This window comes from Citrobacter sp. Cu231, from assembly GCF_030332265.1.
Taxonomy (GTDB): Bacteria; Pseudomonadota; Gammaproteobacteria; order Enterobacterales; family Enterobacteriaceae; genus Citrobacter; species Citrobacter meridianamericanus.
On sequence record NZ_JAOWIE010000053.1, the window covers coordinates 268,441 to 292,391 of the forward strand.

General features: G+C 52.5%; 19 protein-coding genes and 1 riboswitch. Of the genes, 13 read left to right on the forward strand and 6 right to left on the reverse strand.

Annotation, left to right across the window (positions count from 1 at the left end; genetic code table 11):
- The first annotated feature begins 285 nt into the window (after positions 1 to 285).
- The 5 genes from OGY15_RS24100 (at position 286) to OGY15_RS24120 (ending at position 5,311) form a co-directional block, all read left to right on the forward strand.
- Positions 286 to 1,365 carry a PTS fructose transporter subunit EIIC gene (locus OGY15_RS24100; protein ID WP_151218462.1) on the forward strand — a complete coding sequence of 360 codons (1,080 nt, stop codon included), beginning with the start codon at positions 286 to 288 and terminating at the stop codon, positions 1,363 to 1,365.
- 14 nt (positions 1,366 to 1,379) lie between these two features.
- Positions 1,380 to 1,700 carry a PTS fructose-like transporter subunit IIB gene (locus OGY15_RS24105; protein ID WP_151218463.1) on the forward strand — a complete coding sequence of 107 codons (321 nt, stop codon included), beginning with the start codon at positions 1,380 to 1,382 and terminating at the stop codon, positions 1,698 to 1,700.
- Between the two features lie 111 nt (positions 1,701 to 1,811).
- Positions 1,812 to 4,109, forward strand: coding sequence for a formate C-acetyltransferase (locus OGY15_RS24110; RefSeq protein WP_210905497.1), 2,298 nt, complete (start codon positions 1,812 to 1,814; stop codon positions 4,107 to 4,109).
- Positions 4,075 to 4,953, forward strand: a complete 879-nt coding sequence (locus OGY15_RS24115; RefSeq protein WP_210905496.1) for a [formate-C-acetyltransferase]-activating enzyme — start codon at positions 4,075 to 4,077, stop codon at positions 4,951 to 4,953. The genes OGY15_RS24110 and OGY15_RS24115 overlap by 35 nt, the downstream gene beginning before the upstream one ends.
- Before the next feature lies 1 nt (position 4,954).
- The gene (locus OGY15_RS24120; RefSeq protein WP_151218465.1) at positions 4,955 to 5,311 is read left to right on the forward strand and encodes a PTS fructose-like transporter subunit IIB; all 357 of its coding nucleotides are present in this window, start codon (positions 4,955 to 4,957) and stop codon (positions 5,309 to 5,311) included.
- On the opposite strand, the gene OGY15_RS24125 is transcribed toward OGY15_RS24120, so the two are convergent.
- The 4 genes from OGY15_RS24125 to argE all read right to left on the reverse strand — a co-directional run bounded on the left by OGY15_RS24125 (position 5,298) and on the right by argE (position 12,223).
- Positions 5,298 to 6,149 (reverse strand): AraC family transcriptional regulator, encoded by an 852-nt coding sequence (locus OGY15_RS24125; protein ID WP_151224168.1) that lies wholly within the window; start codon positions 6,147 to 6,149, stop codon positions 5,298 to 5,300. The two genes, OGY15_RS24120 and OGY15_RS24125, sit on opposite strands and share 14 nt — an antisense overlap.
- 85 nt (positions 6,150 to 6,234) lie before the next feature.
- On the reverse strand, positions 6,235 to 7,968 hold the full coding sequence (locus OGY15_RS24130; RefSeq protein WP_151218467.1) for a phosphoethanolamine transferase CptA: 1,734 nt from the start codon (positions 7,966 to 7,968) through the stop codon (positions 6,235 to 6,237).
- 211 nt (positions 7,969 to 8,179) lie between these two features.
- The gene (ppc, locus tag OGY15_RS24135) at positions 8,180 to 10,831 is read right to left on the reverse strand and encodes a phosphoenolpyruvate carboxylase (protein WP_286541424.1); all 2,652 of its coding nucleotides are present in this window, start codon (positions 10,829 to 10,831) and stop codon (positions 8,180 to 8,182) included.
- A 240-nt stretch (positions 10,832 to 11,071) separates the two neighbouring features.
- Positions 11,072 to 12,223, reverse strand: coding sequence for an acetylornithine deacetylase (argE, locus tag OGY15_RS24140; RefSeq protein WP_151218469.1), 1,152 nt, complete (start codon positions 12,221 to 12,223; stop codon positions 11,072 to 11,074).
- Positions 12,224 to 12,378: 155 nt separating this feature from the next.
- Here argE and argC point away from each other — a divergent pair, with 155 nt between their 5' ends.
- The 4 genes from argC to oxyR all read left to right on the forward strand — a co-directional run bounded on the left by argC (position 12,379) and on the right by oxyR (position 16,784).
- Positions 12,379 to 13,383: an N-acetyl-gamma-glutamyl-phosphate reductase gene (argC, locus tag OGY15_RS24145; RefSeq protein ID WP_151224170.1), complete on the forward strand. Its 1,005-nt coding sequence runs from the start codon at positions 12,379 to 12,381 to the stop codon at positions 13,381 to 13,383.
- 10 nt (positions 13,384 to 13,393) lie between these two features.
- Positions 13,394 to 14,167: an acetylglutamate kinase gene (gene argB / locus OGY15_RS24150; protein ID WP_151218470.1), complete on the forward strand. Its 774-nt coding sequence runs from the start codon at positions 13,394 to 13,396 to the stop codon at positions 14,165 to 14,167.
- Positions 14,168 to 14,241: 74 nt separating this feature from the next.
- Complete coding sequence (gene argH, locus OGY15_RS24155; RefSeq protein ID WP_151218471.1) at positions 14,242 to 15,615, forward strand: argininosuccinate lyase; 1,374 nt, start codon at positions 14,242 to 14,244, stop codon at positions 15,613 to 15,615.
- A gap of 251 nt (positions 15,616 to 15,866) precedes the next feature.
- Positions 15,867 to 16,784, forward strand: a complete 918-nt coding sequence (gene oxyR, locus OGY15_RS24160) for a DNA-binding transcriptional regulator OxyR (RefSeq protein ID WP_286541429.1) — start codon at positions 15,867 to 15,869, stop codon at positions 16,782 to 16,784.
- Here oxyR and sthA read toward each other — a convergent pair.
- Positions 16,767 to 18,167 (reverse strand): Si-specific NAD(P)(+) transhydrogenase, encoded by a 1,401-nt coding sequence (gene sthA / locus OGY15_RS24165; RefSeq protein WP_114683787.1) that lies wholly within the window; start codon positions 18,165 to 18,167, stop codon positions 16,767 to 16,769. The two genes, oxyR and sthA, sit on opposite strands and share 18 nt — an antisense overlap.
- A gap of 191 nt (positions 18,168 to 18,358) precedes the next feature.
- Between sthA and fabR the strand changes: the two genes are divergently transcribed.
- Complete coding sequence (gene fabR, locus OGY15_RS24170) at positions 18,359 to 18,994, forward strand: HTH-type transcriptional repressor FabR (RefSeq protein WP_003028862.1); 636 nt, start codon at positions 18,359 to 18,361, stop codon at positions 18,992 to 18,994.
- A 15-nt stretch (positions 18,995 to 19,009) separates the two neighbouring features.
- Entirely contained in the window at positions 19,010 to 19,369 is a 360-nt protein-coding gene (locus OGY15_RS24175; protein ID WP_003028863.1) for a YijD family membrane protein, read from the forward strand.
- A 45-nt stretch (positions 19,370 to 19,414) separates the two neighbouring features.
- On the opposite strand, the gene trmA is transcribed toward OGY15_RS24175, so the two are convergent.
- Positions 19,415 to 20,515: a tRNA (uridine(54)-C5)-methyltransferase TrmA gene (trmA, locus tag OGY15_RS24180; RefSeq protein WP_151218473.1), complete on the reverse strand. Its 1,101-nt coding sequence runs from the start codon at positions 20,513 to 20,515 to the stop codon at positions 19,415 to 19,417.
- Positions 20,516 to 20,630: 115 nt separating this feature from the next.
- Positions 20,631 to 20,817: riboswitch (cobalamin riboswitch) on the forward strand.
- A gap of 65 nt (positions 20,818 to 20,882) precedes the next feature.
- Here trmA and btuB point away from each other — a divergent pair.
- Together btuB and murI are read left to right on the forward strand one after the other, a co-directional pair.
- Positions 20,883 to 22,739 (forward strand): TonB-dependent vitamin B12 receptor BtuB, encoded by a 1,857-nt coding sequence (btuB, locus tag OGY15_RS24185; RefSeq protein ID WP_187260213.1) that lies wholly within the window; start codon positions 20,883 to 20,885, stop codon positions 22,737 to 22,739.
- Positions 22,684 to 23,535 (forward strand): glutamate racemase, encoded by an 852-nt coding sequence (gene murI / locus OGY15_RS24190; protein ID WP_286541436.1) that lies wholly within the window; start codon positions 22,684 to 22,686, stop codon positions 23,533 to 23,535. Before btuB ends, murI begins: the two co-directional genes overlap by 56 nt.
- The last annotated feature ends 416 nt before the right edge of the window (positions 23,536 to 23,951 follow it).

The following is a 23,951-nucleotide window of genomic DNA, read 5'->3' on the forward strand; positions in this document are numbered from 1 at the left end:
CTCGCTACAGGATAAAAGGGCAACGCCTGAGCTTGCCATGTGATAAATCTGCCAAAAACTGGATAAATGTAATGTAACCATCAAAGTGAGATATCCCTCACAAGTCAGTGTGTTCCTTATAAATTCCGAGAAGCCGCAAGTTATGAGGCGGATCGCATTTTTGTACTGATATTACAAAAATCCAGCAAATGGCCTTTTTATCCACTGTTTGCGTCGCTACGGATTGCCTATTGTTTTCCCCAACAACCTTATGGATATGGGCTGTAGGCAGCCCGGGAGCGACTTATGAAAGAGTTGGTGCAGATCCTGAAAAATACCCGTCAGCACCTGATGACCGGTGTTTCGCATATGATCCCTTTTGTCGTGGCGGGTGGTATTTTACTGGCGGTCTCCGTCATGCTGTATGGCAAGGGCGCGGTACCGGACGCCGCAACGGATCCTAATCTCAAGAAGCTGTTTGATATTGGCGTTGCAGGGCTGACGCTGATGGTGCCATTCCTTGCCGCGTATATCGGTTATTCCATTGCCGAGCGTTCCGCTCTGGCCCCTTGTGCGATTGGCGCATGGGTGGGAAACAGCTTCGGCGCAGGTTTTTTCGGCGCACTAATCGCCGGGATTATTGGCGGTATTGTCGTCCATTATCTGAAGAAAATCCCCGTACATAAGGTATTGCGTTCGGTAATGCCTATCTTCGTTATTCCTATTGTCGGCACGTTTATTACCGCAGGCATCATGATGTGGGGCCTGGGAGAACCCGTTGGCGCATTAACTACGAGTCTGACCGAGTGGCTGCAGGGGATGCAGCAGGGGAGCATTGTCGTGTTGGCCGTTATTTTAGGCCTCATGCTGGCATTTGATATGGGTGGTCCCGTCAACAAAGTTGCTTATGCCTTCATGCTGATTTGTGTGTCGCAAGGGGTTTATACCGTGGTCGCTATTGCCGCTGTGGGGATCTGCGTGCCTCCGTTGGGCTTAGGGCTGGCGACGCTGATTGGCCGCAAGAATTTCTCTTCTGAAGAACGTGAAGCCGGTAAAGCTGCGCTAGTGATGGGCTGCGTTGGCGTAACGGAAGGCGCGATTCCATTTGCCGCCGCCGATCCGCTGCGCGTTATCCCATCCATTATGGTTGGCTCAGCCTGTGGCACAGTAACCGCCGCCCTGTTTGGAGCGCAGTGTTATGCCGGTTGGGGTGGGCTGATTGTTCTGCCCGTTGTGGAAGGAAAACTGGGTTATATCGCGGCGGTTGCCGTTGGTGCTGTGGTGACCGCCGTGTGCGTTAACGTACTGAAAAGTCTGGCACGGAAAAAAGTGTCTCAGGTCGAGCAGAAAGAGGACGATCTGGATTTAGATTTTGAAATGAATTAAGTGAGGAAAGAGTCATGACTAAGATTATCGCAGTAACCGCATGTCCTTCTGGCGTTGCTCACACCTATATGGCAGCCGAAGCGTTGGAAAGCGCCGCTAAAGCCAAAGGTTGGGACGTAAAGGTTGAGACTCAGGGGTCGATCGGTCTGGAAAACGAACTGACCCTGGCGGATGTGGCTGAGGCCGACATGGTCATTCTGACCAAGGACATTGGTATTAAGTTTGAAGAGCGTTTTGCGGGCAAAACTATCGTTCGCGTCAACATCAGCGATGCAGTGAAACGCGCCGACGCCATCATGAACAAGATTGGCGCACACCTTGCGCAAACCGCTTAACTTTAGAATGCCCGATGGCGCAAGCTTATCTGTCCTACGCTATTAATCCTGTAGGCCAGATAAGGCGTTCACGCCGCCATCAGGCAACAAGCTTGCCCACAGGAGTTTTTCATGACCAATCGCATCCAACGTTTGAAAGCCGCTCTGTTTCAACATAATCGTGAAATCTCACTTGAGCGCGCGCAACTGTATACCGCCAGCCATCAGCAGACGGAAGGGGATCCGGTCATTCTGCGTCGGGCGAAAGCAACCGCGTATATCCTTGAGTACGTTGAAATTTCGATTCGTGATGAAGAGCTGATTGCAGGCAACCGTACCGTTAAGCCGCGGGCGGGAATAATGTCGCCGGAGATGGATCCGTACTGGCTGTTGAAAGAGCTGGACCAGTTCCCGACGCGTCCGCAGGACCGTTTTGATATTAGTGACGAAGATAAACGTCTCTATCGTGATGTGCTGTACCCGTACTGGGAAAAGCGCTCGATGAAGGATTTCATCAACGGTCAGATGACCGATGAGGTAAAAGCCGCCGTCAGCACCCAGATTTTTAGCATTAACCAGACGGACAAAGGGCAGGGACATATCATTATTGATTATCCGCGCCTGCTGAATCACGGGCTTGGTGAGCTGGTCACGCAGATGCGGCAACACTGCGAGCAGCAGCCGGATAACCACTTTTATCAGGCTGCGTTGCTGCTGCTTGAAGCTTCGCAAAGCCATATTCTGCGTTACGCTCTGCTGGCAGAAAAAATGGCGGAAGATTGCCCGGATGCGCAGCGTCGTCAGGAACTGCTCGCCATTGCCGCAAACTCCCGCCACAACATGCAGCACAAGCCGCAAACCTTCTGGCAGGCGTGCCAGCTGTTCTGGTACATGAATATTATTTTGCAGTATGAGTCCAACGCCAGCTCGCTTTCGCTGGGGCGTTTCGACCAGTATATGCTGCCGTTCTACCAGACCTCACTGACTCAGGGGGACGATCCGGCTTTCTTAAAGGAGATCCTCGAATCATTGTGGGTAAAGTGCAATGACATCGTATTGTTGCGTTCTACCAGTAGCGCGCGTTATTTCGCTGGATTCCCGACGGGATATACCGCGCTGCTCGGCGGATTGACGGAGAACGGACGCAGCGCGGTAAACGTTCTCTCATTCCTCTGCCTTGATGCTTACCAGAGTGTACAACTGCCGCAGCCAAATCTTGGCGTGCGCACCAATGCGTTGATTGATACACCTTTCCTGATGAAGACGGCGGAGACCATTCGTCTTGGCACCGGTATTCCGCAGATCTTTAACGATGAAGTGGTGGTGCCTGCGTTTCTGAACCGTGGCGTATCGCTGGAGGATGCGCGGGATTACGCCGTGGTCGGCTGTGTGGAGCTGTCGATTCCGGGCAGAACTTACGGCTTGCATGACATTGCCATGTTCAACCTGTTGAAAGTGATGGAAATCAGTCTGTATGAGAACGAAGGCAACAGCGCGCTGACGTATGACGGTCTGCTGGCGCATATTCGCGCCAAAATTAGCCACTACATCACGCTAATGGTGGAGGGCAGCAATATCTGCGATATCGGCCATCGTGACTGGGCGCCGGTACCGCTGCTCTCTTCGTTTATCAGCGACTGCCTGGATAAAGGTTGTGATATTACCGACGGCGGCGCACGCTATAACTTCTCTGGCGTGCAAGGTATTGGTATCGCCAACCTGAGTGATTCTTTACATGCGCTTAATGGATTGGTGTTCGAACAGCAGCGCTTAAGTTTTGACGAGCTGCTGTCGGTATTAAAAGACAATTTTGCCACGCCGGAAGGTGAAAAGGTACGCGCCAGGTTGATCAACCGTTTTGAAAAATACGGCAACGATATTGATGATGTGGATAACATCAGCGCTGAACTGCTACGTTTTTACTGTAAAGAGGTAGAAAAATACCAAAATCCGCGCGGTGGGCAATTTACGCCAGGTTCGTATACCGTTTCTGCTCACGTGCCGCTGGGTTCGGTAGTGGGGGCGACGCCGGATGGCCGTTTCACCGGAGAGCAACTGGCAGACGGTGGCCTGTCGCCGATGCTGGGACAGGATATGCAGGGGCCGACTGCGGTGCTGAAATCGGTCAGTAAGCTGGATAACACATTGCTTTCAAACGGTACCTTGCTGAACGTGAAGTTTACGCCAGCTACCCTTGAAGGAGAGGTGGGATTACGCAAGTTGGCAGATTTCCTGCGTGCGTTTACTCAACTTAAGCTACAGCACATCCAGTTTAACGTGGTGAATGCCGAAACATTGCGCGAGGCACAGCATCGTCCGCAAGATTTTGCCGGGCTGGTGGTGCGCGTGGCGGGTTACAGCGCCTTCTTTGTCGAGCTGTCGAAGGAGATTCAGGATGACATCATTCGTCGCACCGCGCATCAGCTGTGAGGTTGTGGAGCAGTGCGACGATGAAGCCGCACGCATCTTCAACATTCAGCGTTACTCGCTAAATGATGGGCAAGGCATTCGCACAGTCGTCTTTTTTAAAGGCTGTCCGCACACCTGCCCGTGGTGTGCTAACCCCGAATCTCTCTCTCCACGTATTGAAACGGTACGACGAGAGAGTAAATGCCTGCATTGTGCGCCTTGCCTGCGTGATGCTGATGAATGCCCTTCCGGGGCGTTTGAACATATTGGCCGTGATATCACGCTGGATGAGCTGGAACGCGAGGTGCTGAAAGATGAACTCTTTTTTCGCACCTCAGGTGGCGGAGTGACGCTTTCCGGTGGTGAAGTGCTGATGCAAGCGCCCTTTGCCATCCGCTTTTTACAGCGTCTGAAGCGGCTGGGGATTAGGTGCGCTATTGAAACTGCAGGTGACGCCCCGGCCAGCCGCCTGCTTCCGCTGGCAAAAGCATGCGATGAAGTGTTGTTTGATCTCAAAATTATGGATGTGGTGCAGGCGCGCGAGGTGGTCAATATGAACCTGCCGCGCGTGCTTGAAAATTTGCGGCTGTTAGTGAGGGAGGGAATCAATGTGATTCCCCGTTTGCCGTTAATTCCTGGATATACGCTCAATGCGGAAAACCTGCGACAAGCTTTGACGCTGCTGACATCCTTAGGCATAAAACAGGTTCATCTGCTACCGTTTCATCGGTATGGCGAACCGAAATACAGCCTGCTCGGCCTGCCCTGGTCGATGAAAGATGTGCCCGCGCCATCGGCGCAAGAGTTGGCTGCATTGCGTGGGATGGCGGTACGCGCTGGTTTTCAGGTAACCACAGGAGGTTAATATGACAGTCGCACCTGTACGATATCTGGTTGCGGTTACCGCGTGCGTAAGCGGCGTGGCACATACCTATATGGCTGCCGAACGGCTGGAGAAGCTCTGCCAGCAAGAGAAGTGGAGCATTAAGATTGAAACTCAGGGCGCGCTGGGAACCGAAAATCGCTTAACGGAAGAAGATATTAACCGCGCTGATGCGGTGTTGCTCATTACCGATATTGAACTTGCGGGGGCGGAACGCTTTACGCAGAGTCGATACGTGCAGTCGGGCATTAGCGCTTTTCTGCGTGAACCACAACGGGTGATGAGTGCAGTACGAAAGCTGCTGTCAGCGCCGCAGCACACACATCTTACTCTGGAGTAGTTTTTTTCTCCGTCAACTGGCTGTGATACTGCCGACGATACTCTGACGGTGAACGTTCAGTATTCTTGCGAAACAGGCGGCAGAAGTAGTTGCTGTCAACAAATCCACAGGTGTGTGCTACTTCTTTGATCTTCAGCTCGTAACCCTTTAACAGCGTTTTTGCGTGTTCCAGTCGCGTATGATTCAGGTATTCGTTAAAACCGATTGCGCCCGTTTTTTGAAACAGGTGGGAGAGGTAATTGGGTGAAATGTAAAACGCCTGCGCAACGGATTCTCGGGTGAGCGGCGCAGCGTAACGCTCGTCAATATAACCGCGAATGGCTTCGAAAAGGGCCTGGCTGCGGGATGCGGTCTGGATCTGGCTGCCGAGCAGATCGCGACAATGGCTCAGCAAGCTCGCAACGATTAGCCTGGCCGTTTGCTGTTCTTGCGGCTGCATTTGCATCTCATGGAGCGTTTGCAGCAGAAAAGAACCAATACGTGGCCCGCGCCGTGCGACGTGTTGGCGGGTAAGATTTTGATATTGCTTGCCGTCCCACTGGACGATGCTGAAACCCAGTTGCTGTTTGCCGAACAGAATGCTGAGTGTTGTGACCGGTGTGACCCACTGCGGATAGTTCCAGCCGCCAGCCGGAACGAACAAGACATCGCCGGGGGTAAGCACCTTATCAACGCCAGAATCCGCAAATTCACCTTCCAGCACAATTTCCAGCCGGGGAAAATCGACCTGATACGCCAGTTCCGGTGTTGTGCTAGTGGTGCTGGCAAAATACACCTGGCGCAGCGGTGCGGGGCCGTTAATCAGGCGGGAGAGAAGATGGCTTACGTCGTGATACATGTTAATCCCTTGCAGGCAGCAGACAGGGAAACAGTAACCGCCATCCTAAAAAAAGGCCACTCTTTAAGAGTGGCCGGTGCGAGAGTTACTGATTACCGATCTGATCGCCGTAAGGCAGGGAATCGTAATCTATCAGGGCATTCTTCTTGTACGGATTGCCAATCCAGCGGGTTGTCTCTTTGAACTGCGGGTTGGTAATGGCGCGAGTTGGATCGAAACCATCGTAGGTGAAGCCCGCTAAGTCAGACCAGGTGTGGATAAGCTCAGAGCTGCTGTATTTACGATTCACATCCTGTGAAAAGTCACGTGGATGCGCGGCCTGCCATTTTTCCGAGGTCCACAACAGGAACGGCACCGTATACATATGGCGCGTTGGGCTGTCCTCATTACGACCCTGCGTTTTGTGCGGTGGCGTATCGTAAACCTCTTCACCATGATCGGAGAAGTACAGCAGGAAGCCGTTCGGATCGGTCGCTTTATAGTCTTTGATCAGACTGGCAATAATATGATCATTGTAGACATTCGCGCTGTCGTAATCGTTGTAGGCTTCCAGCTCATCGTTACTCAGGCCAGCGGGAACATTGTCGATATTATTGTCGAACTTACCCTGGCCATCCGGATAGCGGAATTTGTACTTAATATGCGTTCCCAGCAGGTGCACGATGATGAACTTTTTCGGCGCCGGGTCGGCCAGCACTTCTTTAAATGGTGCCAGCACGTTGCTGTCATATTCGCGTGCGCTTTGCGTACGCTGCTGGTTCATATAGAACTGCTTATCCGTCTGCTTAGAGAACACGGTCAGCATGGTGTTGCGGGCCGTCATTGTCTGCTGATTGGTGATCCAGAAGGTTTTATAACCCGCCTGTTTCATCATGTTCATCAGAGACGGCTGAGTCAGATACAGATCCGGGTTCTTCTCGTTGGCGAAGGTCAGCGCCTGCTGTAGGATTTCAATGGTGTACGGACGTGAGGTCACAACATTATTGAACACGGTGAAGTTAGGATCGGATTTATGCAACGCATCCAGTTCTGGCGTCGTTTCACGCGGGTAGCCATACAGGCTCATGCGGCCACGTTGCGTTGACTCGCCAATCACCAGCACTAGCGTACGCGGTGCGTCACCTGAGCTGTCTTTAAAGTTGGCCAGTGGTGGCAGGGCATTGTTCTCATTCAGCAGGCTATTGAGCGAGGTCAACTGCTGACGATATTGATAATACCCGGAGATGAATTGCCACGGCGCGGCGGGCTCCATACGTGAAGCAAGGCCATCCAACGTTTTTTCAAACGGTTTTTGTTTGATGAAGGTGTTCACCGTCATTGGATGCAGAATCAAACCGTATAAAAGCGCAAACGACACCAGGTAGCGCCAGGGCGATGGAATATGTACCGGGCGCAGGCGCGTCCATAGCAGAATTGCTATTGCCGTATAGGCCAGCGCAATTAAGACGATCTTCAGACTGAAGTATTGACTCAGGTACTCGCTGGCTTCGTTCGCATTGGTTTCAAACATCACGTACAGAACGCTTTGCGAGAACTCTTGCCCGTAAATGACGTAATAGCTCAGAGCAGCCAGCGAGGCCGCCCATAGCACTATGCCAATGACGGCAGCAATAATGCGGATACGGTTTGGAAATAAAAATACCGGGATCAACCACAGCGAGCTGAACAGCAGGGAGTCGCGTAGGCCGGTAGATCCGCTATAGCCGCTGAAATAGATAACGGCCTGCAGTAATGAGGAAAAAAACCAAAAATAGAGGAGCGCCCAACCCAGGGCTTTCCAGCTAAACGCGGGTTTAGACTGGAGTTGTAAGGATTGCATAGTATGAGCCTGTCTTTAATTGTAGCGCCAAGAGTAGCGGCTAAACATTAAGAGGAACTGAAGCATCACGATCTCAGGATCGTGTTTCGCTGTTGTAATATTCACGTAGTGAATATGTTCAGGCAGGAATATATTGAAAATGAAATGATTGTAACAGCGGTTTTTACTGTCGCCTTCGTACAGTAGCACGAAGGCGACAGCTGGAGGGGTGTTAGCCTGTATTGCGCATACCGGCGGCAACACCAGCGATAGTCACCATCAGCGCTTGTTCAACGCGTGGATCCGGTTCATGTCCTTGCTCTTCGGCCAGGCGTGAACGGTGTAACAGCTCAGCCTGTAAGACGTTCAGTGGATCGGTATAAATATTTCTTAACTGAATGGACTCGGCAATCCACGGCAGGTCGGCCATCAAATGTGAGTCGTTGGCAATCGCCAGCACGACATCGATATCGGCTTCCAGGCGCTGACGAAGTTCTTCGCCCAGCGGCCACAGCTCTTTTTTGACCAGGCGCTGATCGTAGTATTCTGCCAGCCACAGATCCGCTTTGGCGAAAACCATTTCCAGCATGCCAAGACGCGTGGAGAAGAATGGCCAGTCGCGGCACATTGCTTCGAGTTCGCTTTGCTTACCGTCTTCAACCACTTTTTGCAGCGCGGTACCAGCACCCAGCCATGCCGGGAGCATCAGGCGGTTCTGCGTCCAGGCAAAGATCCACGGAATGGCGCGCAGAGACTCAACCCCGCCGGTTGGGCGACGTTTTGCCGGACGTGAACCGAGCGGCAATTTACCCAGTTCTTGCTCTGGCGTCGCGGAGCGGAAATAAGGAACGAAGTCTTTATTTTCACGCACATATCCACGATAAAGCTCACAGGAGATATCGGAAAGCTCATCCATGATATGACGCCAGTTATCTTTCGGCTCTGGCGGCGGTAACAGGTTGGCCTCCAGAATTGCTGCGGTATACAGCGACAGGCTGCTGATGGTCACTTCCGGCAGGCCGTACTTAAAGCGGATCATCTCACCTTGTTCTGTCACGCGCAGGCCGCCTTTCAGGCTGCCTGGCGGTTGAGAGAGCAGTGCCGCATGGGCAGGTGCGCCGCCGCGACCAATGGACCCGCCGCGACCGTGGAACAGCGTCAGTTCGATACCGGCTTTTTCGCAGGTTTTGATCAGCGCATCCTGAGCCTGATATTGTGCCCAAGAGGCGGCCATCACGCCCGCATCTTTTGCGGAGTCAGAGTAGCCAATCATGACCATCTGTTTGCCCTGAATAAAGCCGCGATACCAGTCGATATTCAGGAGCTGGGACATGACGTCATCGGCATTGTTGAGGTCGTCCAGCGTTTCAAACAGCGGTGCGACCGGCATAGCAAAACCGATACCGGCTTCTTTCAGTAACAAGTGTACGGCCAACACATCTGATGGCGTTTTCGCCATCGAGATAACATAGGCGGCAATGGAACCGTACGGTGCTTCGGCAATAACCTGGCAGGTGTCCAGCACTTCACGGGTGTCGTTGCTTGGTTCCCAGTGACGCGGCAGCAGCGGACGTTTGGAATTCAGTTCGCGGATCAGGAAAGCTTGTTTATCGGCTTCTGACCAGTTTTCGTAGTCGCCAATGCCCAGATAACGGGTCAGTTCGCCCAGAGCTTCAGTATGACGGGTGCTTTCCTGACGAATATCGATACGTACCAGCGGTACGCCGAAACATTTCACGCGCCTCAGGGTGTCGAGCAGTTCGCCATTGGCGATGATACCCATGCCACAAGCTTGCAGAGACTGGTAACACGCATACAGCGGGTCCCAAAGTTGTTCGTTTTGGGTAAGAAGGCCCGCAGGCTTCGGCAATTTCTCGCCTTTCAGACGGGCTTCCAGCCAGGCCTGGGTTGCCATCAGACGTGAACGCAACGTTTTCATCAGATAACGGTAAGGTTCCGCCGCACCTTCTTCGCCCACCAGCGCCAGCAGTTCCGGTGTGGCATCTACCATCGACAGTTCAGAAATCAAAAACTGGATGTCTTTCAGGAACAGATCGGTGGCTTTCCAACGACTGAGCAGCAGCACGTGGCGGGTGATATCCGCCGTTACGTTCGGGTTGCCGTCACGGTCACCGCCCATCCAGGAGGTAAAGCGAACCGGGACAAAATCAACCGGCAGCTTATAACCCAGGTGCTCTTCCAACTGTTCGTTCAGTTCGCGCAGATAGTTCGGCACGCCTTCCCACAGGCTGTTTTCAACCACCGCGAAGCCCCATTTGGCTTCATCAACCGGGCTTGGGCGCAGTTTACGAATTTCATCCGTATGCCAGGACTGGGCAATCAGCTGGCGCAGACGGCGCATCAGCTGGTGGCGTTCGTAATCGACGAGGTCTTTGTTATCAAGCTGTTTGAGGCAGGCGTTTACCTCGCCCATTTTATGGATCAACGTGCGGCGGGTGATCTCGGTCGGGTGGGCGGTGAGTACCAGTTCCAGCGAGAGAGACTTCACGGCTTTCTTGATGGTGGCTTCATCGAGGTTGGGCTGGTCTTTCAATTTACGCAGGGTGCGAGCAATCACTTCCGGGTTGCTGGCGGCTTCGCCTTTTGGCGAAATGCTGTGGTGCTGCTCGGCAGTGTTGGCCAGGTTCAGAAACTGGCTAAACGCGCGGGCAACCGGCAGCAGCTCGTCGTTAGACAGGTTTTGCAGCGTAGTGAGCAATTCCTGGCGATTGACTTCATTGCCAGCGCGGGATGACTTGGACAACTTACGGATTGTTTCTACGCGGTCGAGAATGTTCTCTCCCAGCGCGTCCTTGATGGTCTCTCCCAGCACTTTGCCGAGCATACTGACATTACTACGCAACGCGGAATATTGTTCGTTCATTAACCCAGACACCCCATTTTGAAATTATTAGCCCTGTATTTTTCGGACTTAACTTTTTAGCCGTCTTTTATAAAGCCACGTAAAACTCGTGGCGTCAATTGCTGCGAAATCGGTTCAGCAAACGAAAAAATGGCGGCAATTTACGTTATTTAATTCACATCGAATCAAATAAGCGTTGCTTATGGAAATGTTAATAAATTACCTCGCTTACCACTAAAGGGTTAGCGAGGCGATAAGCGGTTAATGCCAGCAGAAGTGGTGCACTACCTGGGTAATTAACTCCCGCGTCGGCTTGATAAAACGCGTTTCCAGATACTCATCCGGCTGATGCGCCTGATTAATGGAGCCAGGACCCAACACCAGCGTTGGGCAAAGCGTCTGGATAAACGGCGCTTCGGTGCAGTAGTTCACCACTTCCGTTTGCGCGCCCAGCAGTTTCTCAACCACTTGTACCAGTTGATGGTCAGGTGGGCACTCATAGCCTGGAATGGGCGGATGCAGTTCCGACACCGTCAGGCGACCCGGCCAGCGCTCGCTGACCGGGGCCAGCGCATCGTTAAGTAAGCCACTGAGATCGTTGAGCGTCATGCCGGGGAGGGGGCGAATATCCATATGCAGTTCGCAGCAGGCGCAGATGCGGTTGGCAGCATCGCCACCGTGGATGTGACCCAAATTTAACGTCGGATACGGGACGGTAAACGCATCATGGTGATAACGCTCTTTCAGGTCGTCGCGCAAAGTCATGATATGGCCAATGGCATCATGCATCAGCTCAATCGCATTGACGCCACGCGCCGGATCGCTTGAGTGGCCCGATTGCCCCAAAATGCGAATCGCATTAGAGATATGACCTTTGTGCGCGCGGACCGGTTGCAGGGAGGTGGGTTCACCGATGATCGCACAGTCCGGTCGCAGGGCGGTGGTTTCAGAGAAGTAGCGTGCACCCGCCATGCTGGTTTCTTCGTCGGCAGTGGCCAGAATGTACAGGGGTTTTTTCAACTTCGTGACATCGACGTCGCGCAGCGCATCGAGGATAAAGGCGAAGAAGCCTTTCATATCCGCCGTACCCAGACCGTAGAGCTTATTGTCATGCTCGGTGAGAGTGAACGGATCGCGCGTCCAGCGTCCGTCATCAAACGGGACGGTATCGGTATGGCCCGCCAACAACAGACCGCCAGCCCCTTGCCCGATGCTCGCCAGCATATTGAATTTATTTCGCGTATCGGGAACCGGCTGGACCTCTACATTGAAGCCTAAATCTTTAAACCAGCCCGCAAGCAGAGTGATTAAACCTGCATTGCTTTGATCGAGTGCTTCTTCGGTGGCGCTAATCGACGGTGTGGCAATCAGAGCGCGGTAAATCTCGATAAATGGCGGTAAATTGTTTTTCATTGTTGACACACCTCGGGTCATGATAGTATCAATATTCATGCAATATTTGTGAATAAAAATACATTAACGTTAAGCATAATAAAACCCACCAAGTGTAAGGTGAGGTGATAAAGGCTTATACCTGGCAACAGAATCTAAGAAGGTGAGCAGCCCCGATGTTGAATACGCTGATTGTGGGCGCCAGTGGTTATGCCGGCGCAGAGCTTGTGACCTATGTAAATCGCCATCCTGATATGAACATAACCGCTTTGACCGTCTCAGCGCAAAGCAATGATGCAGGAAAATTAATCTCCGATTTGCATCCGCAGTTGAAAGGCATTGTCGATTTACCGTTGCAGCCAATGTCAGATATCAGCGAGTTTAGCGCAGGGGTGGACATTGTGTTCCTCGCAACGGCTCATGAGGTGAGTCATGACCTGGCCCCGCAGTTCCTGCAGGCTGGATGCGTGGTGTTTGACCTTTCGGGCGCGTTTCGCGTAAACGACGGCGCGTTCTATGAAAAATATTACGGCTTTACCCATCAGCACCCTGACCTGCTGGAGCAGGCCGTTTATGGGCTGGCGGAGTGGAGCGAAGACCAACTAAAAGACGCGAACCTGATTGCCGTACCAGGTTGTTACCCAACAGCGGCGCAGCTTTCGCTTAAACCGCTGATTGATGCCGGGCTGCTGGATCTCAGCCAGTGGCCGGTGATCAACGCCACCAGCGGCGTGAGCGGCGCGGGGCGTAAGGCGGCTATTTCCAACAGCTTTTGTGAGGTGAGCCTACAGCCGTATGGCGTGTTTACCCATCGTCATCAGCCGGAAATCGCGATTCACCTTGGTGCGGAAGTGATCTTCACCCCGCATCTGGGTAACTTCCCCCGCGGCATCCTGGAAACTATCACCTGCCGTTTGCAAACGGGCGTAACCCATGCGCAAGTGGCCCAGACGTTGCAACAGGCGTATGGCGATAAGCCACTGGTGCGTTTGTATGACAAAGGCGTTCCAGCGCTGAAGAACGTGGTTGGCTTACCGTTCTGTGATATCGGGTTCGCTGTACAGGGTGAGCACCTGATCGTGGTGGCAACTGAAGATAACTTATTGAAAGGCGCGGCAGCACAGGCGATGCAGTGCGCAAATATTCGTTTTGGCTTTGCCCAAACGCAGTCTCTTATGTAAAGGTGCAACAATGAATCCATTAATTATCAAGCTGGGCGGCGTTTTACTGGATAGCGAAGAGGCGCTGGAGCGTCTGTTTACCGCATTGGTGAATTATCGTGAGTCGCATCAGCGTCCACTGGTCATTGTGCACGGTGGCGGCTGCGTGGTTGATGAGCTGATGAAGCAGCTCAATCTGCCGGTAAAAAAGAAAAATGGCCTGCGCGTCACGCCAGCCGATCAAATTGACATTATTACCGGCGCCCTGGCGGGAACAGCGAATAAAACCTTACTGGCCTGGGCAAAAAAACATCACATCGCGTCTGTGGGTCTGTATCTTGGCGATGGTGACAGCGTAAAGGTGACGCCGCTCGATAAAGAGCTGGGTCATGTTGGACTGGCGCAGCCGGGTTCGCCTAAGCTGATTAACACGCTGCTGGAAGGTGGTTTTCTGCCGGTAGTGAGCTCCATTGGCGTTACTGAAGACGGACTACTGATGAATGTTAATGCCGACCAGGCGGCAACGGCGCTGGCAGCAACGTTGGGGGCGGATCTGATCCTGCTCTCTGACGTAAGTGGTATTCTGGATGGTAAAGGTCAGCGTATTGCTGAAATGACCGCCGTCAAAGCGGAACAACTGATTGAACAAGGTATTATTACTGATGGCATGATCGTGAAGGTCAATGCGGCACTGGATGCTGCGCGTACGCTGGGCCGTCCGGTGGATATCGCCTCCTGGCGTCATGCCGATCAACTTCCGGCGCTGTTTAACGGCACGCCAATTGGTACGCGGATTTTAGCGTAAGTTTTTATTGAATGACTGTAGGCCGGGTAAGCGCAGCGCTACCCGGCGGAACTAATGAATAAAGGAACGATGTTATGGCACTTTGGGGTGGGCGTTTTACACAGGCAGCAGATCAGCGGTTCAAACAGTTCAACGACTCGTTGCGTTTTGACTACCGCCTGGCAGAACAGGATATTGTCGGCTCTGTGGCCTGGTCCAAAGCGTTGGTAACAGTTGGCGTACTGACCGCCGATGAGCAGCTTCAGCTGGAAGAGGCGCTGAATACTCTGCTGGAAGAGGTTAGGGCGAATCCGCAGCAGATCCTGCAAAGCGATGCCGAAGATATTCATAGCTGGGTAGAAGGAAAGCTGATCGATAAAGTCGGCCAGCTTGGCAAAAAACTGCATACCGGACGTAGCCGTAACGACCAGGTCGCGACCGATCTTAAACTGTGGTGTAAAGATACGGTTATTGAATTGCTGTCGGCCAATCGTCAGTTGCAAAGTGCGTTGGTGGTGACGGCAGAGAATAACCAGGACGCGGTTATGCCGGGTTACACCCACCTGCAACGTGCGCAACCTGTGACGTTTGCCCACTGGTGCCTGGCCTATGTTGAAATGCTGGCGCGTGACGAGAGCCGTCTGCAGGACACACTCAAACGCTTAGACGTTAGCCCGTTAGGCTGTGGCGCGCTGGCGGGTACGGCATATGAAATCGATCGCGAGCAGTTGGCCGGTTGGCTGGGTTTTGCCTCGGCGACGCGCAACAGTTTGGATAGCGTTTCTGACCGTGATCACGTGCTGGAGCTACTCTCCGACGCCTCTATCGGTATGGTGCATCTGTCACGTTTTGCTGAAGACCTTATTTTCTTTAATACCGGGGAAGCGGGCTTTGTTGAGCTGTCCGATCGTGTGACTTCGGGCTCATCTCTGATGCCGCAGAAGAAAAACCCGGATGCACTGGAGCTGATCCGCGGTAAATGCGGTCGTGTGCAGGGGGCGCTGACCGGCATGATGATGACGTTAAAAGGCCTCCCGCTGGCATACAACAAAGATATGCAGGAAGACAAAGAAGGGGTGTTTGACGCGCTCGACACCTGGCTGGATTGCCTGCATATGGCCGCGCTGGTGCTGGATGGCATTCAGGTGAAACGTCCGCGTTGTCAGGAGGCTGCGCAGCAGGGCTATGCTAACGCCACTGAACTGGCGGATTATCTGGTGGCAAAAGGTGTTCCGTTCCGCGAAGCGCACCATATTGTGGGTGAAACGGTAGTTGAGGCGATTCGGCAGGGCAAACCGCTGGAAGCTCTGTCGCTTGCCGATTTACAACGGTTCAGCCAGGTCATTGGCGATGACGTTTACCCAATCCTCTCGTTGCAATCTTGCTTAGACAAACGTGCGGCGAAAGGCGGCGTTTCGCCCCTGCAGGTTGCGCAGGCGATCGACTATGCGAAGGCGCGTCTGGCGTAAATTGATGGGTAATGATTCGAGCCTGGCGCTACGCCGGGCTTTTTTATGCAAAAAAAATGCGGACACAAGGTCCGCAAAAGTTCACGTTGGCTTTAGTTATTTCGAGTATGAGAACGGACAGTAGCTTCAAGGGTTAAAGGGGTACCGTTCCGTTTCTGTGGTGCATTATTAAACAGAAAGCTTGATAGGGATAATCGTTCGTTGCTATGCTACCTATCGCTACGAACTATCGTGGCGATGGAGGATGAATAATGAATATTCGTGATCTTGAATACCTGGTGGCACTCGCCGAACATCGTCACTTCCGACGAGCGGCAGACTCCTGTCACGTAAGCCAACCAACGCTGAGCGGCCAGATCCGTAAGCTGGAAGATGAGCTTGGCGTTATGTTGCTGGAGCGTACAAGTCGCAAGGTGCTGTTCACTCAGGCAGGTTTACTGCTGGTGGATCAGGCGCGTACCGTGCTGCGCGAGGTCAAAGTGCTCAAGGAGATGGCAAGCCAACAAGGCGAGACAATGTCTGGCCCGCTGCATATTGGTTTGATCCCAACGGTGGGGCCATACCTGCTGCCGCATATTATTCCTATGTTGCACCAGACCTTCCCAAAACTGGAAATGTATCTCCATGAGGCGCAGACGCATCAACTGCTGGCGCAACTGGACAGCGGTAAGTTCGACTGCGTCATTCTGGCGCTGGTGAAAGAGAGTGAAGCGTTCATCGAAGTGCCGTTATTTGATGAGCCTATGTTGCTGGCGATCTATGAAGATCACCCATGGGCAAACCGGGATTGTGTGCCGATGTCCGATCTGGCGGGTGAAAAACTGCTGATGCTGGAGGATGGTCACTGCCTGCGCGATCAGGCGATGGGCTTCTGCTTTGAAGCGGGCGCTGATGAGGATACCCATTTTCGGGCAACCAGTCTGGAAACACTACGCAACATGGTGGCGGCAGGCAGCGGTATTACTTTATTGCCTGCGCTGGCTGTTCCGTCTGAGCGTAAGCGTGATGGTGTTGTTTATCTGCCCTGCATCAAGCCTGAACCACGCCGGACGATTGGCCTGGTGTATCGTCCAGGTTCGCCGCTGCGCAGTCGTTATGAACAGCTGGCAGAGGCCATCCGTGGATCAATGGATGGCCATTTCGACAGTGCGTTAAAACAGGCGGTTTAAGCCATTTAGCGCCGCTACCCGATAGGCTTCCGCCATCGTTGGGTAGTTAAAGGTGGTGTTAACGAAGTACTCGATGGTGTTACCACCACCTTTTTGCTCCATAATCGCCTGACCGATATGAATAATTTCGGCCGCGCGTTCCCCAAAGCAGTGGATCCCCAGAATCTCTTTAGTTTCACGATGGAACAGAATCTTCAGCGTTCCGACGCTCATACCGACGATTTGTGCCCGTGCCAGGTGTTTAAACTGGGCGCGACCGACCTCGTAGGGAACTTTCATTGCCGTGAGCTGCTGTTCCGTTTTACCGACGGAGCTGATTTCCGGAATGGTATAAATCCCGGTCGGGATATCTTCGATCAGATGCGCAGTCGCTTCGCCTTTTACCAACGCCTGGGCGGCAATGCGTCCCTGATCGTAGGCTGCTGATGCCAGGCTCGGATAGCCGATCACATCGCCAACGGCATAGACGTGCGGTAACGCTGTCTGGTACATGCTGTTGACCTTCAGCTGTCCGCGGCTGTCAGTTTTCAGACCAATATTTTCCAGCGCCAGCGAATCGGTATTACCGGTGCGACCATTGGCGTACAACAGGCAGTCGGCCTTCAGTTTTTTACCGGATTTCAGATGCATTATGACGCCATCATCGCAGCCTTCAATCTTCTCGTACTCTTCGTTGTGGCGAATGACGACACCGCTATTCCAGAAGTGATAAGAGAGCGAGTCGGACATCTCTTGATCGAGGAACGCCAGCAGACGATCGCGAGTGTTGATTAAATCGACTTTGACGTCCATTCCACGAAAAATCGATGCATATTCGCAGCCAATGACCCCTGCGCCATAAATCAAAACGTGGCGGGGTTCGTGGTGCAGGCTCAGGATCGAGTCGCTGTCATACACCCGGGGATGCGAAAAGTCGACGTCTACAGGGTGATAGGGGCGTGAACCGCAGGCGATAACGAACTTATCCGCGGTCAGCGTTTCCACCGTGCCGTCGTGGCATTCCAGAGCGAGCGTGTGTTCATCAACAAAACGGGCATTGCCCTGCAAAATTTCGCAGTGGTTACGCTCGTAAAATCCTTGCCGCATACGTGTCTGCTGATTTATGACGTTATCAGCGTGGTTGAGAATATCGGCGAAAGAAGAACGAAGGAGTCGGGAGTGGTCGCTGTAAAGTGGGTTCTGATTGAATTCAATGATACGGCTGACGGCGTGGCGGAGGGCTTTCGACGGGATGGTGCCCCAGTGGGTACAGCCTCCACCGACGTTATGATAGCGCTCAATCACCGCGACGCGCGCTCCTTGCTTAACCAGACCCATCGCAGCGCCTTCGCCGCCGGGACCGGAACCTATTACTATTGCATCGTAATCGTAGGAATGTGACATGGTCAGGCTTACCTGTTCTTATACATAAAAGCAACAGAATAGTAACATCGTTGTCAGGATAACCCAATTATCGTTGTGCTTTTTTGCGAAGTCGAAGCACAAACTGCGCGTAAACAATCATTCACAAAGCCATGCCAACCGCCTAATCTCTGGTATAGTGCCAGCAAGGTATGTGGAAGGATTCAGACATCGTGATGGGCGTTAGAGCGCAACAAAAAGAAAAAACCCGGCGTTCGCTGGTAGAAGCCGCATTTAGTCAACTCAGCGCTGAGCGTAGTTTTGCCAGCCTCAGTTTACGCGAAGTCGCTCGTGAAGCGGGCATTGCGCCAACCTCGTTTTATCGCCATTTCCGCGATGTGGATGAACTCGGCCTGACGATGGTGGACGAGAGTGGTCTGATGCTGCGCCAGTTGATGCGTCAGGCGCGTCAGCGTATTGCTAAGGGTGGGAGTGTGATCCGCACCTCGGTCTCAACATTTATGGAGTTCATTGGCAACAATCCCAACGCCTTCCGTTTATTATTGCGCGAGCGTTCGGGGACTTCCGCAGCGTTTCGTGCAGCGGTCGCACGTGAAATTCAGCACTTCATTGCGGAACTTGCGGACTATCTGGAACTCGAAAACCATATGCCTCGTGCGTTTACTGAAGCGCAAGCCGAAGCCATGGTAACCATTGTGTTCAGCGCCGGGGCAGAAGCACTGGATGTTGGCGCTGAACAGCGTCGGCAGCTGGAAGAGCGGCTGGTATTGCAATTGCGCATGATCGCGAAAGGCGCATTCTATTGGTACCGCCGTGAACAAGAAAAGATGACGCACCACTCCGAGTAACGAGAAGGACAAGCAATGAAACAGTCAGGTCAAGATAAAGGTACGCTGCTGCTGGCGCTGGTTGCTGGCTTATCGATCAATGGCACATTTGCGGCGCTGTTTAGCTCCATTGTGCCATTCTCAGTATTCCCGATTATTTCGCTGGTGCTGACGGTTTATTGTCTGCATCAGCGCTATCAGAACCGCACCATGCCTGTGGGACTACCGGGCCTGGCTGCCGCCTGTTTTATTCTCGGTGTTCTGTTGTACAGCACCGTGGTACGCGCTGAATACCCGGATATTGGTTCTAACTTCTTCCCGGCGGTACTGTCGGTGATTCTGGTGTTTTGGATCGGTTTTAAAGTGCGTAACCGTAAACAGGAAATTGTGGAGTAATCTTTGTCGGCCGGGCAAGCGAAGCGCTCCCGGCCAGGTCATCACTTATTTTGCGGTCAGTAACACGCCGCACTCCATATGGTGCGTATACGGGAACTGATCAAACAGAGCCAGACGTGAAACATTGTGCGTCTGGCTTAACGTTTCCAGGTTCTTACATAATGTCTCCGGATTGCAGGAGATATACAGAATACGCGGATACGCCTGCACCATTTTCTCTGTTTCGCTGTCCAGACCGCTGCGCGGTGGGTCAACGAAAATGGTTTCACATTGGTAACTCTTCAGATCGATTCCCTGCAAACGGTTGAACTCGCGTACCCCGTTCATCGCCTGAGTAAACTCTTCGGCCGCCATGCGAATAATTTGTACATTATCAATGTGGTTAGCCGCGATGTTGTACTGCGCAGCAGCCACGGACGGTTTGGCGATTTCGGTGGCCAGTACACGGTTGAAGTTTTGCGCCAGGGCTAACGAGAAGTTGCCATTGCCGCAGTACAGCTCAAGCAGATCGCCTTTTGACCCTTTGGTGACATCAATTGCCCATTCCAGCATCTGGATATTCATGGCGGCATTCGGCTGGGTAAAACTGTTCTCAACCTGGCGGTAGATAATCTCTTTACCTGCTACTGGCAAGCGTTCGTCAATGTAGTCCTGGTCCAGCTCAATTTTGGTTTTGGTTGCCCGACCAATCAGATGGACGTTCAGGTTTTGCGCCCGCAGCGCATCTCGCAGCGCTTCGGCTTCCTGACGCCATTCATCATCTAATTTTTTATGGTACAGCATCGATACCACCGCCTGATCGCTCAGGGTTGTGAGGTAATCAATCTGAAACAGTTTGTGGCGCAGGACGTGGTTGTTGCGAACGCCGTCGATCATTGCCGTCATCAGCGTGTTGATGAGCTCGCTGGCAGCCGGGAAGCTGTCGACGCGAATACGGCTTTTGGTCTGGCTGTCGAACATGATGTGGTACAGGTCATCACCGTCATGCCACAGGCGGAATTCGGCGCGCATACGGTAATGGCTGACCGGTGAGCGAAACACTTCCGGAGCCTGTGCATAAAATGGCGTCATTAAGCTCTGCAGACGCACTACTTTTTCAGCTAACTGGGCGTCGTACTGTTCTGTCGGAAGGTGTTCGGGGGTCATGATGCGTCCTGAAAAATAAAAGTACGCGGGGATTGTAGGGATTGCTCAACAGATGTCCAGTCATTGATGATTTCCGATAATGTGATATGCGGTCTGGACACCAGGTTGTAACAAACTGTAGCATCCGTTTTCCGGTCCTGTGAGTTAAAAGGGAATCCAGTGTAAATCTGGAGCTGACGCGCAGCGGTAAGGAAGGTAAGAGATGAGCGCACCTGGTGCAGACACTGCGGCTTGCCGCGGGAAGTCATCGTCTCTTTATGTCGCCTCCAAGCCCGAAGACCTGCCGGCTAACGTCGCATCTGGTCTTCATCATCGCGTACTATCGGTGGGACCTGCGGCATCCTTCTTAAATTGTGGATGCTTTACAATGATCAAAAAATCATTGCTGTGCACGGCGTTGTCCGTCACGGCATTTTCTGGTTGGGCACAGGACACTCGCCCGGATACTCTCGTCGTCACTGCCAACCGTTTTCAGCAGCCTGTTAATACTGTTCTTGCCCCCACCGATGTGGTCACGCGTGAAGATATTCAACGCTGGCAGTCAAAAGATCTGAACGATGTCATGCGTCGATTGCCAGGCGTAGATATCTCCCAGAGCGGCGGTATGGGTAAAAGTTCCTCTCTGTATGTTCGCGGCACTGAATCTCGTCACGTTCTGGTATTGATTGATGGTGTGCCGATGGCACGTGCCGGCATCGGCAATGCGATCGACATTGGCCAGATTCCGGTATCGTTGGTGCAGCGTGTTGAATACATTCGCGGACCCCGTTCAGCAGTGTACGGCTCTGGTGCGATCGGTGGTGTGGTTAACATCATTACGATGAGTGATGAAGAGAAATCGCAGATCAACGCGGGTATGGGGACTGATGGTTATCAAACCTATGACGGCTCGGTTAATAAGCGGTTTGGTGACACGATGGTGACGGCGGCTGGTGCTTACCAGACGACGAAAGGTTTTAACATTCAACCCGACTCACCCTACAGCGGTGACAGCGACCGCGATGGTTATCGCAATAAGCTGTTCTGGGGCGGCGTTCAACACAAGTTTAGCGATAACGTCTCCGGCTTCTTCCGTGGTTATGGATATACCGCTAATAGTGATTATGACCAGGGTTCGTGGGGTAATCCTGGAGGGAATGACGAAGCCCAGAATTACACGCAGTCCTGGGATTCAGGTCTTCGTTACAGCTCTGGTATCTACTCCTCCCAACTTATTGCTAACTACCAGCATCTCAAAGATTACAACTATAGCAACGAACTCGGCCGTTATGCGGGAGACGCTACGCTGGATAATATGGAACAACGCTATATTCAGTGGGGAAATAACGTTGCGGTTGGGCATGGGGCAATTAGCGGCGGTGTCGACTGGAAACAAGAGAAGCTGACATCCAGCAGTACGACGAAATCAGATGCTTATAAACGTGATACAACGGGACTTTATCTGACCGGGCAGCAACAAATTGAGAGCGTCACGCTGGAAGCCTCGGGCCGTGAAGATCATGACGAACAATTCGGCTGGCATGGTACCTGGCAGACCGCAGCTGGCTGGGAGTTTGTTGATGGCTATCGTGCAACGCTCTCTTACGGTACTGGTTTCCTGGCGCCCTCGCTGGGTCAGCAATACGGGGCGACGCGCTTTGCCTCATCCTATGGACCGGGTATCGCTGCCAACCCGAATCTGAAACCGGAAGAATCTAAACAGTGGGAAGCAGGTATTGATGGATTGACAGGGCCGCTTAATTGGCGTCTTTCCGCATACCACTATGAAATTCAAAACCTGATCGACTACAAGAATAATCAGTACGTCAACGTTAAATCAGCCACGATTAAAGGGCTGGAATGGACCGGAAACTTTACGACAGGCCCCGTAGAACATAATCTGACGCTACAATACGTTGACCCGCGTGATGATGACACAAACAAGGTGCTCTATCGCCGTGCAAAACAGCAGGTTAAGTATGAGTTAACCGGACAGGTCCAGGATTTGGGCTGGAACGTTGCGTATCAATATATAGGTAAACGTTACGATAATGATTTCGACAATAATCGTGATGTTAAATTGGGCGGCGTCAGCTTATGGGATATCGGATTATCATATCCAATCACCTCACAGCTGACAGTTCGTGGTAAAATCGCCAACCTGTTCGATAAAGATTACGAGACAGTTTATGGCTACGCAACTGCAGGACGGGAATACACCTTGTCTGGCAGCTACACCTTCTGATCCACGTCCCACCGTGCTGGTGTTTGATTCCGGCGTCGGTGGGTTGTCGGTCTATGGCGAGATCCGGCGTCTTCTCCCGGATCTCCACTATATCTACGCTTTTGATAACGTCGCCTTTCCTTATGGAGAGAAGAGCGAGGCGTTTATCGTTGAGCGCGTTGTTGAGATTGTGACTGCGGTCCAGCAGCGCTATCCCCTCTCTCTTGCGGTTATCGCGTGTAATACGGCAAGCACGGTGTCGCTCCCTGCGTTACGGGAGAAATTTGCTTTTCCGGTAGTTGGCGTGGTGCCTGCGATTAAACCGGCGGCGCGACTCACGGCGAATGGCGTGGTGGGGTTGCTGGCTACGCGTGCAACGGTGAAACGTTCATATACTCATGAGTTGATTGCGCGGTTTGCAAACGAATGTCAGATAGCGATGCTGGGTTCTGCCGAGCTGGTGGAACTGGCTGAAGCGAAGCTGCACGGTGAAACAGTTTCTCTGGAAGAGCTGCGCCGCATTCTGCGTCCGTGGCTGCGGATGTCGGAACCCCCTGACACAGTGGTGCTCGGGTGTACTCATTTCCCTCTATTACAGGAAGAGCTTTTACAGGTTCTGCCCGAGGGGACGCGGCTGGTTGATTCTGGTGCTGCGATTGCGCGTCGCACGGCCTGGTTATTAGAACATGAAGCACCAGATGCAAAATCATCCGACGAGAATGTCGCATTCTGTATGGCAATGACGACAGAAGCTGAACAACTATTGCCCGTACTGCAGCGTTATGGCTTTAAGACGCTCGAAAAACTGGCAGTTTAGGTAGTTTTGATGAAAAAATACGCGTTCGGAAAGTTATTTTAAATTTCCCCTTGTCAGCCTGAAATAACTCCCTATAATGCGCCTCCACTGACACGGAACAACGGATTACAAGCCGCCGGGTCAGCGGGGTTCCACTGAGAACTTCGTAGAGAAAAGCAAAAATAAATGCTTGACTCTGAATGAGGAAAACGTAATATACGGGACCTCGCGACAGAGCGCTAAAGCGCGTCGCAACTGCTCTTTAACAATTTATCAGACAATCTGTGTGGGCACTCGAAGATACGGATTCTTAACGTCGCAAGACGAAAAATGAATACCAAGTCTCTGAGTGAACATACGTAATTCATTACGAAGTTTAATTCACGAGCATCAAACTTAAATTGAAGAGTTTGATCATGGCTCAGATTGAACGCTGG

Coding starts and splice junctions, on each gene's coding strand:
- oxyR (WP_286541429.1), top strand. CDS start 15,867: ATGAATATTCGTGATCTTGAATACCTGGTGGCACTCGCCGAACATCGT.
- OGY15_RS24125 (WP_151224168.1), bottom strand. CDS start 6,149: ATGTATCACGACGTAAGCCATCTTCTCTCCCGCCTGATTAACGGCCCC.
- OGY15_RS24115 (WP_210905496.1), top strand. CDS start 4,075: ATGACATCATTCGTCGCACCGCGCATCAGCTGTGAGGTTGTGGAGCAG.
- argH (WP_151218471.1), top strand. CDS start 14,242: ATGGCACTTTGGGGTGGGCGTTTTACACAGGCAGCAGATCAGCGGTTC.
- OGY15_RS24175 (WP_003028863.1), top strand. CDS start 19,010: ATGAAACAGTCAGGTCAAGATAAAGGTACGCTGCTGCTGGCGCTGGTT.
- btuB (WP_187260213.1), top strand. CDS start 20,883: ATGATCAAAAAATCATTGCTGTGCACGGCGTTGTCCGTCACGGCATTT.
- OGY15_RS24130 (WP_151218467.1), bottom strand. CDS start 7,968: ATGCAATCCTTACAACTCCAGTCTAAACCCGCGTTTAGCTGGAAAGCC.
- OGY15_RS24110 (WP_210905497.1), top strand. CDS start 1,812: ATGACCAATCGCATCCAACGTTTGAAAGCCGCTCTGTTTCAACATAAT.
- sthA (WP_114683787.1), bottom strand. CDS start 18,167: ATGTCACATTCCTACGATTACGATGCAATAGTAATAGGTTCCGGTCCC.
- trmA (WP_151218473.1), bottom strand. CDS start 20,515: ATGACCCCCGAACACCTTCCGACAGAACAGTACGACGCCCAGTTAGCT.
- ppc (WP_286541424.1), bottom strand. CDS start 10,831: ATGAACGAACAATATTCCGCGTTGCGTAGTAATGTCAGTATGCTCGGC.
- OGY15_RS24105 (WP_151218463.1), top strand. CDS start 1,380: ATGACTAAGATTATCGCAGTAACCGCATGTCCTTCTGGCGTTGCTCAC.
- OGY15_RS24100 (WP_151218462.1), top strand. CDS start 286: ATGAAAGAGTTGGTGCAGATCCTGAAAAATACCCGTCAGCACCTGATG.
- argE (WP_151218469.1), bottom strand. CDS start 12,223: ATGAAAAACAATTTACCGCCATTTATCGAGATTTACCGCGCTCTGATT.
- murI (WP_286541436.1), top strand. CDS start 22,684: ATGGCTACGCAACTGCAGGACGGGAATACACCTTGTCTGGCAGCTACA.
- OGY15_RS24120 (WP_151218465.1), top strand. CDS start 4,955: ATGACAGTCGCACCTGTACGATATCTGGTTGCGGTTACCGCGTGCGTA.
- argC (WP_151224170.1), top strand. CDS start 12,379: ATGTTGAATACGCTGATTGTGGGCGCCAGTGGTTATGCCGGCGCAGAG.
- argB (WP_151218470.1), top strand. CDS start 13,394: ATGAATCCATTAATTATCAAGCTGGGCGGCGTTTTACTGGATAGCGAA.